Raw genomic sequence first — 17,240 nt, forward strand, 5'->3', positions numbered from 1 at the left:
GTAAGGGTTATTTAGCTTTTCTTGGTCGGACGCTGCCAGCCGTTAATATTGCGCTGCTTGCTACGCGCTACCGCCAACTCTTTGCTCCCCACAGCCTGGGTAATGGTGGAGCCAGCACCCACTGTGGCTCCGGCGCCCACAGTTACTGGGGCTACCAGAGCTGTGTTAGAACCTATAAAGGCATTGTCGCCGATCTCGGTCAGGGACTTGTTCACACCGTCGTAATTACAGGTAATGGTGCCAGCACCGATATTGACCGCTTCGCCCACCAGGGCATCACCGACATAAGAGAGATGATTAACCTTACTGCCCTCACCAATTTTGGCTTTTTTGGTTTCGACAAAGTTACCCACCTTGGCACCAGTGGCCAGCTCTGTGCCCGGACGCAAACGTGCAAAGGGACCAATAGTACAAGCCTCACCAATCTCAGCGCCTTCGATAATGGAATTGGCCTCTACCTTGGTGCCATCTGCCAGGCGACAGTTTTTTAGCAGGCAATTAGGTCCAATTTGTACCCCCTTACCCAGTGAAACTGTCCCTTCGAAAATGCAGTTAATATCGATAGAGACATCGGTATCGCACTCCAGGCTGCCGCGAACATCTATACGCATGGGGTCCAATAAAGTCACCCCCGCATTCATAAGACTGGTCGCATGGTTATGCTGCAAAGCGCGCTCCATCTGTGCCTGCTGCGCACGGCTATTTACTCCCGCCACTTCCAGCGGATCACTGGCAATTACTCCCGTTACAGGAATCCCCTCACTGACCGAACGACCGATAATATCGGTCAGGTAGTATTCACCTTGAGCATTGTCACAGGACAACTCCGGTAACCAGCGAGCCAACAGTGCTCCAGGAGTCGCCAAAATGCCGGTATTGACCTCACGGATAGCCAGGGTATCCGCATCGGCATCCTTTTCCTCAACGATCGACTGCACACAGCCGCTGTTATCCCTCACAATACGCCCGTAACCGGCGGGATTGGCCATTTCAACTGACAGCAGGGCAGGTCCGTGATCCGCTGCCGATAGCAGTGATTGCAAACTGCCGGCCCTGACCAGAGGCACATCACCATAGAGCACCAAAACGGTGGCTCCTTCGCGGAAATAGGGCACCGCCTGGGCCACGGCATGCCCGGTACCCAATTGCTGTTCCTGCTCCACAAACCTGACACCACGATCAGCAAAGCGGTCACGTATCAGGTCTGCGCCATGCCCGATTACCACGGTAATCTGTACCTCTCCCAACAACATGGCGGTATCAATTACCCGCTCAAGCATGGGAATACCGCCAATAGGATGCAGCACTTTAGGCAGGTCAGAGTGCATGCGGGTGCCTTTTCCAGCGGCCAAAATCACAACATCGATAGTCATAACGGGTCGATATTCCAATCGTCTACAAAATTTGAGTGCATTGTGGCCACTAGACCCGGTTTACTCAAGCGAACAACAGTTCGCCCCGGGGCCCTGGTATTCAACGCATTAAGATTGCTGCGCCGCTTTGATCCCGGTAATTTACCCCCTGTGAAATCAACCGGTTACTCAACCCAACAAAACAAATATAGCCGCCAAACACAGAATCGGGCGGAGGGATATTTCAATGAACACCACCAAGCAGAACAAGCCGCGCCACCATTTGTTGGCTCTGGCTGTCCTGGCACTGACCCTGCCGATGGGTGCTGCGGCAGAAGCCGAAAGCGCTCTCGAAGCTACCAAAGAAAAGGAAGTAGAAAAGGCGGAAGCCCAATCCTGGGATATCAACAAGCCACCCTACGAATTCAAACCGATCCAGTTGGACACCCGCGAGACCACCTGGAGCAACCTGGATATCAGCCCAGATGGCAAAACCATCCTGTTCGATATGCTCGGCGATATCTACACAGTGCCGGTAGCAGGCGGCGAGGCGGTAGCCCTGACCAATGAAATCGCCTGGAATATGCAGCCGCGCTTCAGCCCGGATGGCAAGACCATCGTGTTTATCAGCGACCGTGACGGCGCCGACAACATCTGGTTGATGGATCGCAATGGCGACAACCTTCGCCAGCTCACGACAGAAAAGGAAAACTTGCTGCACTCGCCCAACTGGAGCCCCGATGGCCAGTACCTGGTAGCGCGTAAAGGCTTTATGTCTGGCCGCAGTATCCCCGCCGGTGAAATCTGGATGTACCACTACGGTGGGGGTGAAGGTCGCCAACTGAAAGAGCGCATCGGTGGCGATATCGCCCAGAAAAATATTGCCGATCCAGCTTTCTCTCCAGATGGACGCTATGTCTATTACTCCATCGATACCACCCCCGGCACCGTGTGGAAGTACAACAAAAACTCCACCCAGGAAATTTTTGCCATCAACCGCTATGACCTCCAGGATGGTGAAGAGGAGACCTTTGTCTCCGGTCCCGGTGGCGCAGTGGCACCTGTACCATCCCCGGATGGCAGTAAACTGGCCTTTATTCGCCGCCAGGACAACCAGACCTCCCTGTTCCTGAAAGATTTGGACACAGGACTGGAAACTCCGGTTTACTCCGGCCTCGAACGCGACCTGCAGGAAATCTTTGGGCCCCATGGCAACTACGTTCAATACGACTGGATGCCCGATGGTGAGTCATTGGTCGTTTGGACTGGCGGTAAATTCCTGCGCATCTCCATCAACGGCGACAGCGTCGCACCGATTGCGGCCCATGTGAAAGTTGAGAAACAGGTAGCGGATGCGGTGCGCTTCCCGGTAGACGTAGCGCCGGAAACCTTCGATGTGAAGATGATTCGCTGGGCGCAGAAATCCCCCAACGGCAAGCAGGTCGCTTTCCAGGCATTGGGCAAGATTTATATTCAGGATGTCGCCAGTGGTGAGCGTCGTCGTCTGACCCGCCAGGACGACCACTTTGAGTTCTATCCCAGCTGGTCCCGCGATGGTCGCGAGATCACCTATGTCTCTTGGGACGACCAAAACCTGGGCCATGTGAGGGTAGTTTCCGCTCGCAACGGTCGCGGTAAAAACATCACCAAGCAGCCGGGCCTGTACGTTGAACCAAGCTTTTCTCCAAGTGGTGACGCTGTGGCCTACCGTCGCTTTACCGGCGGCTATCTGCTCAGCCCCGAGTACTCCCTGGAACCGGGCATTTACCTGGCAGACGCCGACGGCGACTGGCAACGCCGGGTCGTGAAGTCTGGCTATGAGCCTCATTTCGGCGCCAGCGAAGATCGTATCTACTTCTCCGAGTACCAAAACGCTGACGGCGGCAAGCGCGTGCTGAAGAGCACCAACCTGGAAGGCAAGGATGAGCGCGAGCACCTGCACGGCGCTGAGATTACTTCCTTCCGCCTGTCTCCGGACGGCAAGTGGGTTGCCTTCACCCAGGACTTCAAAGCCTTTGTCGCGCCCTTTATGCATACCGGCAAATCCGAGGTTATCGGCCCCGATAGCAAAGCAGTCAAAGTCACCCAGGTATCCAAGCGCGCCGGTGAAAACCTGCATTGGTCTGCCGATAGCGATACTTTGGGCTGGGCACACGGCCCCAAACTGTTCGAGCGTGAACTGAAGGATGCCTTCGAATTTGTCGCCGGCGCTCCGGAGGAACTGCCAGAGCCAGTTTCTGAAGGCATCGACCTGAGCTTTGAACAGTCCTTCGACAATCGCGCAGGTCTCGTTGCCCTCACCGGCGGCAAGGTTGTCACTATGCGCGATGCGGAAAACACCCGTGAAATTATCGACAATGGTGTGGTTCTGTTCCGGGGCAACCGCATTGTCGCCGTGGGACCCGCAGCGGAAGTGGAGATTCCCACGGAAGCGAAGCGTATCGATATCACCGGCAAAACCGTTTTACCGGGGCTTATTGACGCTCATGCCCACGGTGCTCAGGGTCGCGAAGAAATTATCCCGCAGCAGAACTGGAACCTGTTCTCCAGCCTGGCATTTGGAGTGACTACTATTCACGACCCCTCCAATGACAGCAGCGAGATCTTCTCCGCCGCTGAAATGCAAAAGGCCGGCCTGATTACTGGGCCGCGTATTTTCTCCACCGGCACCATCCTCTATGGCGCCAAAGGTCCAGGCTACAAAGCCAAGATCAACTCCCTGGAGGACGCTCAGTTCCACGTGAACCGCCTCAAGGAAATGGGCGCCATCTCGGTGAAGAGCTACAACCAGCCCCGCCGCGACCAGCGCCAGCAAGTGCTGCAGGCAGCCCGCGAAGCCGGCATTATGGTAGTGCCCGAGGGCGGCGGTAAGTACCAGCACAATATGAACATGATTGTGGACGGGCACACCGGTATCGAGCACTCACTGCCGATCGCCAATGTCTACGGCGATGTGGAGCAGCTGTGGAGCCAAACCCAAGTGGGTTATACACCGACCTTCGTCGTGGCCTACGGCGGTCTCTGGGGTGAGGAGTACTGGTATGACCGCACGGAGGTATGGAAGAACGAGCGCCTGACCCGCTTTACCCCCGATTTTATCGTTAACCCCCGCTCTGTCCGTCGCCCCACTGCGCCGGATGCCCACTACAACCACTTTAATGTGGCCCGTCAGGCCAAGCAGCTGCGCGACGAAGGTGTCACCGTACATATCGGCGCCCACGGCCAGCGCGAAGGGCTTGGAGCCCACTGGGAAATGTGGATGATGGAGCAGGGCGGCTTTACTCCCTGGGAAGCCTTCCGCGCCGGTACCATCGATGGTGCCCGCTACCTGGGTATGGACGGTGATATCGGCAGCATTGAGGCTGGTAAGCTGGCTGACCTGATCGTGGTTGACGGCAACCCCTTGGATAACCTGCGCCTGTCAGAGAACATTACCTACACGGTAATTAATGGCCGTGTGTTTGAGGCGGAAACCATGAACGAAGTAGGGGCTGGCGAACGCTTGGCATTCTTCCACGAACGCCTGCCTATCAGTGCTATGCCCGCTCCTACGGCGGAAGCGGTACAGGAGAAGATGGAACGACACCACTGGGTACACTAACCTCAGGCACAAACTGAGATGCAAACAAAAGGCCGGGGACAAACCTCCCCGGCCTTTTTTGTATAAAGCCCTACCTGGTCCGGCGACGTCCTCCCAGCTTATGCCAGAGAATGGCGCGATAGATTGCGACAGGCAGTCTAAAGATTCCCGTAACCAGCCACCAAAATGACTCATAGATGGCAATCGTCTGATCCACTAATGGATGATCCTGGTCGAGCCTTTCTGGATAGTGATCGTGTCGCAATATGCCCCGATGAAACAGAAATCTGCGTAAAGGCCGGCTCAGTCGCCAACTAAAAGACTTGGTTATACGGTTTAAGTTATCGGCGAGAAAGCTCTCCGAGGCTATCTTTTGCTGTGTGAGCAGTTCGAAATAGTGGCTTTTGGACTTATTTTCATTCTGCCAATCAGTATCAAAATCCATCTTTGTTAGCCAATCGCTTTCCCCGAATCCATCTATCTTGCGCAGATCCGATGTGTATTGCGGGATAGTTATCTGATTTTTAATGATGGCCTTGGAAATGCGATATACATCAGCATTCATCCGGTCAGGGTTCTGCAATTCCCGACTAAGCCTTTGCTGAAAGCCGGACCGGAATTTGAAATGGAGAAGATGAGCGCAATTTTTACTGAGAGGAACCGGCGTACATGAGTGGGTTGAACGTAAATATTGAAAACCCGTCCGCCAATAAACCAACGGAATTTTATAAGATTTAACAAAATAATCAGAAATGCCAGATATTTGCGCTCTGGCTTTGGAGCGAATTTCAAAAAAAGGAAAAGCTAATATGCTTTTTTTCTTAAAGTTTTTATAAGATACATAGTTAGGCGTTGATTCCATTAACTCAGAAAGATTTCTTATGTCATATGCATTCCCTTGAAGGTTGTCACTAAAGAAATCTATTAGTGGAGTATATAGAGCAAAAGCTAATTCACTCTGCATAAGTTGAGTCGTAACCTTCAGTGAAGCTTTACCTAAAATTTCAGGTAACCAGAGAAATTCATCAGCATCTACCACAAGAGTCCATTTTCCCTGACAGTAGTCCCGGGCAACTCTGTTAACCCAATCTACACCTGCGTTTGCCTGGGGGTAGCCACAATCAACTTCGTATAGCTGGACATCATTCTGCTTCAGTAGATAGCTTACCGAGTTATCGCTACTTCCCGTATCCACCAGGTGGAAACATGTCACACCTAAAGACCGGTAGTGGTCGAGAAAAGCCGGGAGAATATCCAATTCATCACGGAAGATACAAATAAGGGGGAAGCGTGTTTCACTAGCACTTTCAATGTACTTAACTACTTTCAAACTTTCACCCTAGCGAATTTACGCAGCTTTCGAATCGTTCGCTTTAAAAACCCTGGCTTATATTTTTCCCCTTTATTTTTTTTGGCATCTTTTTGCTGTTTTCTTAGTAGTAGAAGGCTTTTCTCTTCCGAGTCGAGCCCTTCAAGGTAAGGACTTATTTGCCTGAAATCCCCTTCTTCTTGAAGGTGATTTCTGGATTTCATAGAGTTGTCACCGGTGCGATAGTAATATAAAGGATCAGGATAATAGGATACATTTTCCTTTGCTAAAATTAGCTTGCTATAGAATTCAATATCATCCTTACCTGTTCTATATCTCTCTGTATAACCTCCGTGATCTCTAAACTTAGAAGCTTTTATCAGACACGTCGCATCACCGACTATATTTACTTTCGTTGCCCAAGCTCTAGCTGGCCCCATAAAACGAATTTGAGTTCCGAGCTTACCTTCTGGAGTATTAGGTGCCCCCTTGCCGCTGAATCGGATAGAGCTACAAGTCAGGCAATCAATATCTGCAAAAGTTGCCGCGCTTACCAACTTATCTACCATTTCCGGCATCATGACATTGTCATCGTCAAAAAAAGTAGATAATCTCCACTTGCATTTTGTGCTGCAGTATTTCTAGCAGCCCCTACATATCGGTTTTCCTGGTATACAAACTGCCATCCATTCTTCTGATAGTGACTTTCTATAATTTCCAGCGCGTGTAGCGCTTCTTGTGAATGGCTACCATCATCAACCACAATAACTTCTATGTTCTTATAAGTCTGATCTTTAATGCTTTTTAACGCTTGATAGAGAAAGTCTGGACGCTCAAAATGAGTTACGCATATAGAAACCAAGGGATCATGTCTATTGGAAGATCGGGCGTTTTTAATAATTGAATGCTCTTGGCCATGCCATTTATTCCATACATCTAACGACTTCTTAAGCCTCTGGTGTTTTATACCCGGCGCAGGCAGTTTCTTTGCATGTAATTCTAACTTTCTCGCTAAAGCAATATGATTTGGCTTAAAGAGGATTTTTTTTCCATTTTCGTCATCAAGTAACTCTCGAGTACCACCAGTATCAGCAGCAATAAATGGTACTTTAGTTGCAAGGCATTCGTAGACAGAAATCGGGGAATTCTCTAACAAAGCTGGGATCACAGCCAAACGTCCTTCTCCACTCAAATACTCTACAGCCTGTATAGCATTACAATCACTTATAAATGAGACTTCTGTACTCCAATGCTTCTGGTTTTCCTCTATGAATTTTCGCGCATCAAATCGATAAGAGTGTCCTCCCAAAAAAGTAATCGATGGTAATCTAACCCCTCTTTTAGCAAGAGTGTTTAATGCATTCACAAAAAGAATAATCCCCTTACGAGGTTCAAGACGCCCGAAAAACACCCATTCTTTTGTCTCTAAGTTACTATTTTTTATGGCTTCATTATCAGGTAATAGATCGTCCAAAAATACATTTGGCCAATAGTAACTGCGCTCAGGCAGGCGGTATTTATTATTTTTCATCCAGCAGACTAAATGCTGACTCCCACAGATCAGAGTATCTGCCATCTCAGCACTTCTACGCTCCATAAATACCCACCCCAATTGCCGTTCCTCTTTAAGGAATTGTTGATTACCTTCGGCAGACCAGAGTGTTGGGGAAGAACCTTTAACAGCAAAATGTATATCTTGGAATGCAATACCAAGACTCTTGGCAAGTAATGCTATATAACCCATTCCACGCCATTCTGAAACATGGACAATATCAAAGCGATCATTTCTCTTGAGCCACTCATAGGCTGCATAGGGCATTGCCATAGTGCGAGCCATTGTCGTTTTAGCTAGTGCCTGCGGTGCAACACCATGAAATTCAACATTAAGTTTTGCAAAAAAATTTTTTGTGATTTTCATTTTCACAGGATTTTTTGCTAGACCATTAACGAAACAGACGGTGACTTTGTGACCAGATCTCTGTAGAAAAACAGCCAAATGAAAGTAAGCCGTTCCAATGCCACCATTTTTTATTGGACCAAACATATCCTCCGTTAGGATGCATATACGTTTAGGTTTCTGAACAGCTTCAAGGCGTAAATCCTCGTGAAGCTCTTTCATTATTCAAGCCACCTTAGATCGCAACTAGCATTTGTTTAAGATAACGCAATCGACCATTTCGTAAGACAAGTCCATTTTCCTTAACACGTACGGTAATCTCTGAGTTTTCCTGCTTTATTTCAGGTGTTAATGAGAACCGGAATCCATACCAAGCTAGTTTCGGGTTTCGAGTACCGAAACGTTCCACATAACGATTCGCCGTGGCTTCAGCTACAATGTTTCCGTTTACCTCTAAGACAATCACTAAATTTTTAGCTATATTGCTTCTATCCCATGCCCATCCCTCAAGAACCCGTGGATCGAGTGCAAAAAGCTCTCGTGGTGGAATTGACCCCTTAATAGGTGAGCCAGTATATCCCTTAAATATACGTTGCAAGGTAGTACCTGATTTTTGAATCACAGCCTGAAAACTAAACTTGGGTTTAAATTCAGTTTCATTGATTTTTCCCTGCTCATGGATAATTTTTGCAATATCATGTTCAGGCTCATCCTTACCTTCTACTGTATAATCCTTGTCTACAAACTCTCCTACCTCTGCGTGATCTTGCCCATATAAAGTGGTATCTTCGGTATCTATCCCTTGAATGTTTTCAGGTGTGTTATTTTCTGTTTTAGAGAAGAAACTCCAGGTATATTTTTGGTTAAATATCTCCTCAACAGCTACCTCATTAAGTATTGGACTTCCAGAGATAGCTGCAAATACATTTTTAGATAGTTTTATAACCCGTATAAAACGGGTGTAAGTCATTTCTTGATCTTCTAACAGAAACTTAATATTAAATTTTTCACCTTCTTCCCATTTATCTGGAATTGGGAATCTATGTAAAGTAAGTTCATTATCTTGTAGCTCCAAAGAAATTGATTGGGGCTCGCCATTAACAATTAATTGCCTATTTCCCGGACCTTTGGCTACACAGAGCAAATGGGAATTTCTCTCGTCCAAACCAACAACTACCCTCGGATTACGATTTTTCATTTTACGAGGCCGGTCGGCATGTAAAAGCCACACAGGTTCCTCATCCAAACGATTCTTATCCCGATAAAGTGCTGGTCTTAATTTAGCTCCAATAGGCTGAGCTGAAGGAAGAAGGGCTAGTTTACGATAGGCAATATTATCATTTTCAATCAACGACATTGAGCGAAGGTAGACAGAGTTAGCGTTATTTCGAGATTCTTCCAATTCCTCTAAATAGTAATCACTACGAAGATGGCACTCAGGAATAACCATCAATTCAAACCCAAATTCTTTGTTCGCCCTTAAAATATATTCTTGTACCAAACCGTAGCGAATATCATAAGGGAGTATTGACCCCACCTTGCTTGATACCAGTTTTGGGATACAAATAATATTTGTGCCTATTGCATTTCCAAAGCTGATCTCAGAGACGATATCTCCACCTATCGGCATTACCACCTTGTTTTCAGGTAGAGATAAAAAGCTAGTGATTATGAATTCATGATTTATTTGAAGAGTTTTGCGTAACTCACCACAAAATTTTCCACCTAATCGAGAGGATGTACCATCACAGAGAATGCAAGCATCTAGAGTACTTTCAGAAAGACTTTTTGCCAGTGCAATCCCTGCTGGAAATCCAATGAAATCCACCAAACTACAATTGAGACCGGCTTCCAATAGAAAGTTAGAAGCTCTCTCAGCAATATTTTCAAGATAGGGATCAATTAATAAAAATTTGATGGAGTCGGGTCTATCAACTAAAAGTGCCTCAGAAAACTCCATAACACTCTCAGTATCCCGCAATAGAACAACCACTTCTAGGGTCGGTAGCTCCATCTCATTAGAAGCTGTTAAGGTGGGAGAGCCTGTAATCTTGGTGATCGCTTCAGCGCCACTATACTGCTTAAAAAGATCTGCTAAGTAGGCATGAAAACCATACCAAACTTGAAGGTTATAATTGTTATCAAAACTGGAATGCGCAATCTTATGCCCATTCTTCAGTACCTCTTCTAGCCTTTTCGCAAGCTCAAAAGCGTAGGGTGCGATGAGACAACTTTCATGGTCTTCTTTTGCGATAAGTTCTGGAGTTCCCCCTACTCGCGTTGCAATAAAAGGAATATTATTCTCTAGTGTTTCATATACTGCCATGGTGGAGTTTTCAATCAGGGAGGGCATTACCGCTATCATATCCCTGGAACATAAAAACGAGAGAGCTTCCGGCTGGTTATAATCTGTGATGCAATTGACTTCAAAACTCCAGGTAGACGCTTTTCGCTCAATATAGTCCGCAACCTTCTCATTGTTTTGATTAGGTAAGGCTTCACCATATTTACCTAGGAAATTAACTCTGGTAGGACAATTCCCCGCCCGCTCAAGTAAATCCAGAGCGGTACAAAAGAGCTCCAATCCCTTCCGCATTTCCAAACGACCAAAGAAGGTCAATTCGTTAGTGCGAACTACATCACCAGGCTGTCGATTAATGCGTTTATCATCAACGGGAACTTCGGAAAAATCGAGAATATTTGGCTGAACATAAGTTGATGTTGGCAGCTTATAGCCAACATAGCGCATAAAGCAAAGTAGGTGTGCGCTACCACCAATTACCATATCGGCAAATTCAACACATTTCTGCTCAGCAAAACTCGCTGGTAACAGCTCCTTTTTACCAATGGCTGCATTTGATAATGACGATTCCAGAGGTGCGGGGACGATGTCTTTACAATAAATAATGTATCTTTAAACGCCAAACCCAACTTCTTAACCATCAACGCATAAATTAATCCACCTCGCCATTCGGAAGTGTGGATAACATCAAAACGTCTCTGTTCAATTAACCAGCGGTATGCCGCACTATATCGTCGCTGCCAACTCTGTGAGGGGCCGATTATTGTTTCATCCGTGTGCACCAAGTAGTGCAGTGAAACACCAAAATTGGAATATTCCTCAACCCAATACTCAGGTGTTTCATTCTCAACTGTTTCACCTTTTAAGTAGAGCACATGTACTTCGTGCCCATGTGCTGCCAGTCCTTTCGCTAAGTGATAGTAGGTTGAAGCAATCCCTCCATTTCTCACCGGACCTAGGATTTCTTCTGTGGCTATACAAACTCTGAGCTTCTGGTCCGACTCAAAACCTGCATAAGTATTTAAATCAGGGAATGATTCTACTGAAAATTTGTCAATCTGCATTCTGTAGGGCCCTCTGCGAGAGGCTAGGCTTCAGAACATCCTCCTTATTGACAAAGTAATCCCATGTAATTTGAATACCGTCCCTTAATGATGCCTCCGGCCTAAAGCCCAAGTACTGTTTTGCTTTAGTAATATCCGTATAGTTATGGCGCACTTCACCTGCCCTGAAAGGGTGGTTAGCTATTTCAAGATCGTCATGGCAGCCCGAGACATCCCTTAGTAAACTAATTACTTCGTTAATTGACGTCGGCTGGCCGCTACCCAGCTGAAATACCCCATTTTCTCTCTTTTCCAGCGCCCTAATTATTCCCTGGCAGAGATCGCCTACAAAAATAAAGTCTCTAGTCTGATAGCCATCTCCGTAGACATCACAGACCTGACCTTTCAGAATATTTTTAATAAAGGCTGCTATCACACTTCCTTTGTGAAAGGAAAGCGGACCATAAACATTAGAGAATCGTAAAGAGGTTATTGATAATCCATAACTTTGAGAATATGCAGAACAGTAGGCCTCTGCTGCAGCCTTAGACGCACCATAAGCCGATGCGGGATTCACTGGCATTAATTCGTGTACTGGTGGATCAGCTTCTCCAATGATCGCCCCACCTGTAGAAGCATTAATGAGATGTCCAACCTCATACCTTCGCATTGCTTCCAGAAGATTGACAGTCCCCTGTACATTTACTTCAAAATTATAGACAGGGTTATTTATTGAATTAATAACACGTGTATCTGCAGCTAAATGTATAACAGCATCAGCTTGCTTTACAGCTTCATCTACATCCCGTTGATTTCTAACATCTCCTCTAATAAATTGGTGAGGTATTCCGGCTAATGCTGCGGTAGTGCCAGTGACCTCATTATCTAAAACTAAAATTTCGTCATATAAACTCAAATTACTGAGATATTTGACTAAATTTGAACCTATAAATCCACATCCACCAGTAATAAGGATTCGCGTAGACATAGCTAAAGCTACCCACTAGGAAATGGTTTCAGTAACTTCACTAGTTTTTTCCCGATAGGAAATATCGGCAAGTTTATTACCTTTTGTCCAATAAGAAACGCAAGGTATTTTTGTATGATCAGCCCGATCTTGATATTGCATTGTTATATCTGTAATTTCTTCTAGAAGACTATCTTTAATAAGAATCGGCTGCCATCCGAATGAACGAAGTAAATCATTTTTTACATTGAGATCATTTCTCTCTGCCTCCTTCCTCGGGTTTGGCAGATAACTTATTTCACAGTCTGTCAGTGTTTGAACTAATTGTGCAAGATCGGAAAGTGTTTGCGTTTCCGCCATCTGATTGAGAATCAGTGGTCGTTCACCGAGCTCCGGTGGATGTAAAAGTGCCTGCTCAATACATTTGCAAGTATCAGAGATATGGATAAATGCGCGAGTTTGACCACCTGTGCCATGAACAGTCAGTGGGAAACCGACAGTCGCTTGCATTAGAAATCTATTTAGGACTGTGCCGTAGTCCCCGTCATAATCAAAACGATTTATCAGACGCTCATCCAAACTAGAGAGTTCAGTCTGCGTTCCCCAAACAATCCCCTGGTGAAGGTCAGTAATACGAAGCCTGTCATTTTTCGCATAATACTGAAACATCTGCGAATCCATCGTCTTGGTCATATGGTAAATGGAGCCAGGATTAGGCGGATAAACGATAGAGTCTGAAATTTGACGATTATCAATCGTCTCTATTTTTACATCCAAGTAACCTTCAGGTATTGGTATGGGCTCCTCATGGCCGTAACCATACACACCCATTGTACCGAGGTGAACCAAGTGAATATCAAGCTGCGTCTCTACAATCGCATTGAGAATATTATGAGTACCACAAATATTATTAGCGATCGTATAATTTTTAGTAGCACTGCTTTTCATCGAATAGGGCGCAGCGCGCTGCTCACCAAAATGAACTATACTATCTGGCTTTTCCTCCTCTAGGAGATTTACAAGATCGTTAAATTTCTGGGAAACATCCAACTCGACAAAGCGAATAACCTTTCCCGTTAATTCAAACCAGGTATCAATACGCTCTTTCAGTTCTCGAATCGGTGTTAATGATTCTACATTGAGCTCACTATCAATTTTTCTTCTAGAAAAATTGTCAATAATAATAACCTCATGACCTAAATTACTCAGATGTAATGAGGTTGGCCATCCACAAAAGCCATCGCCACCGACTATTATCAGTTTCAAAGAGCCACCTCCACAAGTTTTGCCAACCAGGCCGTTGGCAGATCAATTTATTCAGGATTGAGATGTTATCGTCTGCTGCTTAATTGGATAACGTGAATCTTACAAAATCCAATTTATAACACAGGCTTTCCGGCTTTACCGATTATACGAGTTAGCATCCGCGCCAACTTTTATAGATTGCACCTTGAATAGTTTTCTCAGAGAAAATAAATTTATTATTTGACAGCTCCAACTTTCACATTTATGAATATTTTCATAGCTTAAGAAAATCAGTGCTAGCTGCGAGCATGTACTCAATAATAAGCAATCTTATTATATTTGATTTAAATCGAGCGCAACTGCACCTATTTGCAGCATGCAAGTCAATATCCACGCCAAAAAACCTGGTTACCATTACTTGGAAAATTAAATGTCTACTTTAGAAATCAATCAGCTGGATAACTTTGAACAAGGGAAGCAAGCTGCATTAGCTGGAGAAATAGACCTGGCGAGAGAGTTATTGCGTCCAATTGCCGATCTCAACCCTTTTCATCCGGCTACTTATTTTCTGTGCTATGCCGAATCAAAAAATGGTTCGATTCTAAATTGTGATAAGTATGCGCTGACCTTCATTTCAAGACATCCACACCATGTAGGCATGAGAATAATCTCCGCTATGCTAAATATAGCTAAAGGAGACATAGATCAAGCTGAAAAAGATATAAAAATAGCAATCAAGTGCAACCCAGAACATAAACGAGCGCTGAAAGTTTTTGACCAAGTCAAATTGATACGTATCGAAAATAACGCCAGGGAAGCGATTGAAATTTTAGACACTTCCCGTTCTCACCCTGCATTTTCAAAACTTTCCCGCTCAAAGGCAGCAAAACAACTGAAGAAAATAGAACCTTTAGAAGATTGGGACAATCATGAATTGCAGGCTAAAATCGCATTTTTCCACAACTGCACTAATATACGCCACGCACTGAAGAATTTTGATTCGGATCTCATCACTAGTGCCGTTGAACTCGGCTACTGCTCATGGCCAAGAAAATTACATAAATATGTACAAGGGTGCAATGTTTTAGATGTCGGTTGTGGTTTTGGTGGCTATGCCATGGGCTACCTCTGTGCTGGAGCAAACAGTTATACCGGTGTAGACCCAGCAATGTCTTTAGACTCCAGGAGGGTTCGCAATAAAAGGATAAGAAAGTGGGTTAACGCTCCAATGTCCGGCCAGGACATCATGGATTTGATCCCGGATATTGATCTACGCCAGTGCTCTACCCGCGATCTCGTCGGTATAAAGACCTTTGATACGGTTTGCCTACACAATGTCACTGAGCACCTATTGGAAATTGAGGGTGTATTCGAGGATATTGCGGGGTTGTTAACCAAAGGAGGAAAAATTATATTTCTGCATCACAACTTTTATGGCTGGAGTGGGCACCATATGCCTCCTCATAATCCATCAGTTTTGGATGAAGGGAATCCAGATCATCTTAAGTTTTGTGATTGGAACCATATTAATATTGTTCGCCATTTGCCACATGACCACTATTTACACACACATCTAAATCGCATTCGAATCGATGAATTACGCGCATTAACACGTAAGTATTTTAATATCGAAACCTGGGAACTACAGCCTTCCCATAGTAATGTTTTAGAGCGTTTAACTCCGGAAATAGAGACCAGGGTAAGAGAAGAAATTCCTGATATTACACTGGATGAAATGAAGGCAAATGTTGTTTTTTGTGTAGCTTACGCTAAGTAATCAATTTTTTTCCGGAGCAAAATAATGTACGAAATTGATGATGCGGAAATTGCAAGGGGTTGTTATGTACACCCAGAAATTTCATTTTCTAAAACTGAAGTTCCACAGAGCGTATTTGAGACACCAGGAATGGTTTCGATTGCCGAACGCAAATTACTCTATTCATTGGCGTCAAAAAACTTCCAGCAAAAAGGGTATATTGTTGATGCCGGAAGCTTTATGGGAGCATCTGTGGTTTCTCTCGCACATGGGTTGATGAGTAACTCAGATTTTTCAAACAACAGAAACTCAAATATATTGGATAGTAAACCTATTAGTAGTTATGAATTGGGTTTTCTACCTAAACCTGCAAATGGTTCGGATCGTGTTTGGGAGTGTGACTCACTAACCTATAAGTTTGGTGAATCTTTTGTTCCAATACTAGAAAATAGTATTTCTCCATTTCAATCATTGATTGAACTAAATATCGGTGATTTTAATGAGTTTTCCTGGCCTGATAATCCAATTGAAATTTGTTTTATTGATGTATGTAAAACTCAGGACCTAAATAAACATGTTTCAGCAGAGTTTATGCCAAAGCTTATTGAGGGCGAATCATTTTTCATTAATCAAGATTTTTTCTTTGATCGTTTACCATGGATTAAAGTAACCATGGGATATCTTGAAGATTATTTCGACTGGTATGGGCAAGTATTCTCAAGCTCAATCTATAAGTGTAAAAAACCAATTCCTAAGGAAGTAGCTGAATACGACCCATTCACCGAAGCTAGCCTAAAGGAATGCTTGAAGCTCCACGATAATCATCCTAAAGAACATCTAACAGATGCTCACAAATTAAGAATGTGCTTGTCTCGCTCATATCTTATTGCAATGAAGGGGGATAAAGATGAAGCACTAGATTATCTCAAAGTAGTTGAAAGTGATTATGAGCATATGATGGATGAAAATACTTCTATAGACAGAAATGATCGTTTTCGATTCAACAGAGCTGTTCGGCAAATAAAAAGCGGAATTTTTAGTTAAAAACTAGTATTTGGGATAAATCAAAAAGGTCAGAAATATAGTTTCTGACCTTTTAGTTCAAACAAAATGTATTTATATTTAAGCTGGGCTTATATTCATGTCTTTTTCCAAAGCTGCATCAAGTTCTTGAGCTCGTTGAAATGCTTTACGTTGAGATAAACGATTTACATACTCCTGATACTCTTCACGTCCATCTATAGTTCCAAACTGTAACCCCCACCCCAGCTGTGCACCAATATATACATCTGCTGCTGTAAAACGTTCTCCAACAATATACGGGTTTGATTTTATTGCACTAGATAGCGTATCTAGTGCAAGTTTATAATTACCGTAACCCAACATTTGCTGTTTATCTTTAGCCACATCTTCATCAAAGATATATTTATTCACGATGGCAGACTCCAATGGTCCAGCTGAGTAAAACATCCAGCGGTAATAATTGGCACGCTCTTCGTTATTTATCGGAGACAAACCTGAATCGGAAAATACATCTGCCAAGTAGACACATATTGCTGCTGCTTCAGTTATTATTTTGTTGTCGTGCACTAGTGTTGGAACTTTCCCCATGGGATTCAAAGCAAGATACTCTGGCGATTTCATGTCTTCGCCATATTCAAGTACTTTGGTTTGATAGGGTACTGATATCTCCTCTAGCATCCATCGAACAATACAGCCTCTCGATTGAGGGTTCGTATAAAAGATGATTTCATTTGCCATGTCAATATCTCGAATTTATGTGGATACA

The 17,240-nt window shown here is 44.8% G+C and carries 12 protein-coding genes; 3 read left to right on the plus strand and 9 right to left on the minus strand.

The window, feature by feature from the left end; genetic code table 11:
- Positions 1-11 precede the first annotated feature (11 nt).
- Positions 12-1,373, minus strand: coding sequence for a bifunctional UDP-N-acetylglucosamine diphosphorylase/glucosamine-1-phosphate N-acetyltransferase GlmU (glmU, locus tag QT397_03040; protein WNZ56355.1), 1,362 nt, complete (start codon positions 1,371-1,373; stop codon positions 12-14).
- 226 nt (positions 1,374-1,599) lie between these two features.
- Here glmU and QT397_03045 point away from each other — a divergent pair, with 226 nt between their 5' ends.
- Complete coding sequence (locus QT397_03045; protein ID WNZ56356.1) at positions 1,600-4,953, plus strand: amidohydrolase family protein; 3,354 nt, start codon at positions 1,600-1,602, stop codon at positions 4,951-4,953.
- A gap of 70 nt (positions 4,954-5,023) precedes the next feature.
- On the opposite strand, the gene QT397_03050 is transcribed toward QT397_03045, so the two are convergent.
- From QT397_03050 to QT397_03080, 7 genes are read right to left on the minus strand one after another with little or no spacing between them, the layout of a single operon-like run.
- Positions 5,024-6,262: a glycosyltransferase family 2 protein gene (locus tag QT397_03050; GenBank protein WNZ56357.1), complete on the minus strand. Its 1,239-nt coding sequence runs from the start codon at positions 6,260-6,262 to the stop codon at positions 5,024-5,026.
- The gene (locus QT397_03055) at positions 6,259-6,822 is read right to left on the minus strand and encodes a hypothetical protein (protein ID WNZ56358.1); all 564 of its coding nucleotides are present in this window, start codon (positions 6,820-6,822) and stop codon (positions 6,259-6,261) included. The genes QT397_03050 and QT397_03055 overlap by 4 nt, the downstream gene beginning before the upstream one ends.
- Positions 6,819-8,360, minus strand: coding sequence for a glycosyltransferase (locus tag QT397_03060; protein WNZ56359.1), 1,542 nt, complete (start codon positions 8,358-8,360; stop codon positions 6,819-6,821). The genes QT397_03055 and QT397_03060 overlap by 4 nt, the downstream gene beginning before the upstream one ends.
- A gap of 13 nt (positions 8,361-8,373) precedes the next feature.
- Positions 8,374-10,923 (minus strand): glycosyltransferase, encoded by a 2,550-nt coding sequence (locus QT397_03065; protein ID WNZ56360.1) that lies wholly within the window; start codon positions 10,921-10,923, stop codon positions 8,374-8,376.
- On the minus strand, positions 10,917-11,504 hold the full coding sequence (locus QT397_03070) for a glycosyltransferase (GenBank protein WNZ56361.1): 588 nt from the start codon (positions 11,502-11,504) through the stop codon (positions 10,917-10,919). The genes QT397_03065 and QT397_03070 overlap by 7 nt, the downstream gene beginning before the upstream one ends.
- Positions 11,494-12,471, minus strand: a complete 978-nt coding sequence (locus QT397_03075; GenBank protein ID WNZ56362.1) for an NAD-dependent epimerase/dehydratase family protein — start codon at positions 12,469-12,471, stop codon at positions 11,494-11,496. The genes QT397_03070 and QT397_03075 overlap by 11 nt, the downstream gene beginning before the upstream one ends.
- 15 nt (positions 12,472-12,486) lie before the next feature.
- Positions 12,487-13,716, minus strand: coding sequence for an NAD-dependent epimerase/dehydratase family protein (locus QT397_03080; GenBank protein WNZ56363.1), 1,230 nt, complete (start codon positions 13,714-13,716; stop codon positions 12,487-12,489).
- A 409-nt stretch (positions 13,717-14,125) separates the two neighbouring features.
- Here QT397_03080 and QT397_03085 point away from each other — a divergent pair, with 409 nt between their 5' ends.
- The gene (locus QT397_03085) at positions 14,126-15,472 is read left to right on the plus strand and encodes a class I SAM-dependent methyltransferase (protein WNZ56364.1); all 1,347 of its coding nucleotides are present in this window, start codon (positions 14,126-14,128) and stop codon (positions 15,470-15,472) included.
- A gap of 24 nt (positions 15,473-15,496) precedes the next feature.
- Positions 15,497-16,495 (plus strand): hypothetical protein, encoded by a 999-nt coding sequence (locus QT397_03090; GenBank protein WNZ56365.1) that lies wholly within the window; start codon positions 15,497-15,499, stop codon positions 16,493-16,495.
- Positions 16,496-16,573: 78 nt separating this feature from the next.
- Here the strand turns inward: QT397_03090 and QT397_03095 are convergent, their stop codons facing one another.
- Positions 16,574-17,212: a glutathione S-transferase family protein gene (locus tag QT397_03095; protein WNZ56366.1), complete on the minus strand. Its 639-nt coding sequence runs from the start codon at positions 17,210-17,212 to the stop codon at positions 16,574-16,576.
- Positions 17,213-17,240 lie beyond the last annotated feature (28 nt).

It is taken from the genome of Microbulbifer sp. MKSA007, from assembly GCA_032615215.1.
GTDB lineage: Bacteria > Pseudomonadota > Gammaproteobacteria > Pseudomonadales > Cellvibrionaceae > Microbulbifer.

Excerpts from the sequence above, each read along its gene's own strand:
- glmU (WNZ56355.1), bottom strand. The coding sequence starts at position 1,373 with ATGACTATCGATGTTGTGATTTTGGCCGCTGGAAAAGGCACCCGCATG.
- QT397_03075 (WNZ56362.1), bottom strand. The coding sequence starts at position 12,471 with ATGTCTACGCGAATCCTTATTACTGGTGGATGTGGATTTATAGGTTCA.
- QT397_03055 (WNZ56358.1), bottom strand. The coding sequence starts at position 6,822 with ATGATGCCGGAAATGGTAGATAAGTTGGTAAGCGCGGCAACTTTTGCA.
- QT397_03085 (WNZ56364.1), top strand. The coding sequence starts at position 14,126 with ATGTCTACTTTAGAAATCAATCAGCTGGATAACTTTGAACAAGGGAAG.
- QT397_03095 (WNZ56366.1), bottom strand. The coding sequence starts at position 17,212 with ATGGCAAATGAAATCATCTTTTATACGAACCCTCAATCGAGAGGCTGT.
- QT397_03070 (WNZ56361.1), bottom strand. The coding sequence starts at position 11,504 with ATGCAGATTGACAAATTTTCAGTAGAATCATTCCCTGATTTAAATACT.
- QT397_03065 (WNZ56360.1), bottom strand. The coding sequence starts at position 10,923 with ATGGTAATTGGTGGTAGCGCACACCTACTTTGCTTTATGCGCTATGTT.
- QT397_03060 (WNZ56359.1), bottom strand. The coding sequence starts at position 8,360 with ATGAAAGAGCTTCACGAGGATTTACGCCTTGAAGCTGTTCAGAAACCT.
- QT397_03090 (WNZ56365.1), top strand. The coding sequence starts at position 15,497 with ATGTACGAAATTGATGATGCGGAAATTGCAAGGGGTTGTTATGTACAC.
- QT397_03045 (WNZ56356.1), top strand. The coding sequence starts at position 1,600 with ATGAACACCACCAAGCAGAACAAGCCGCGCCACCATTTGTTGGCTCTG.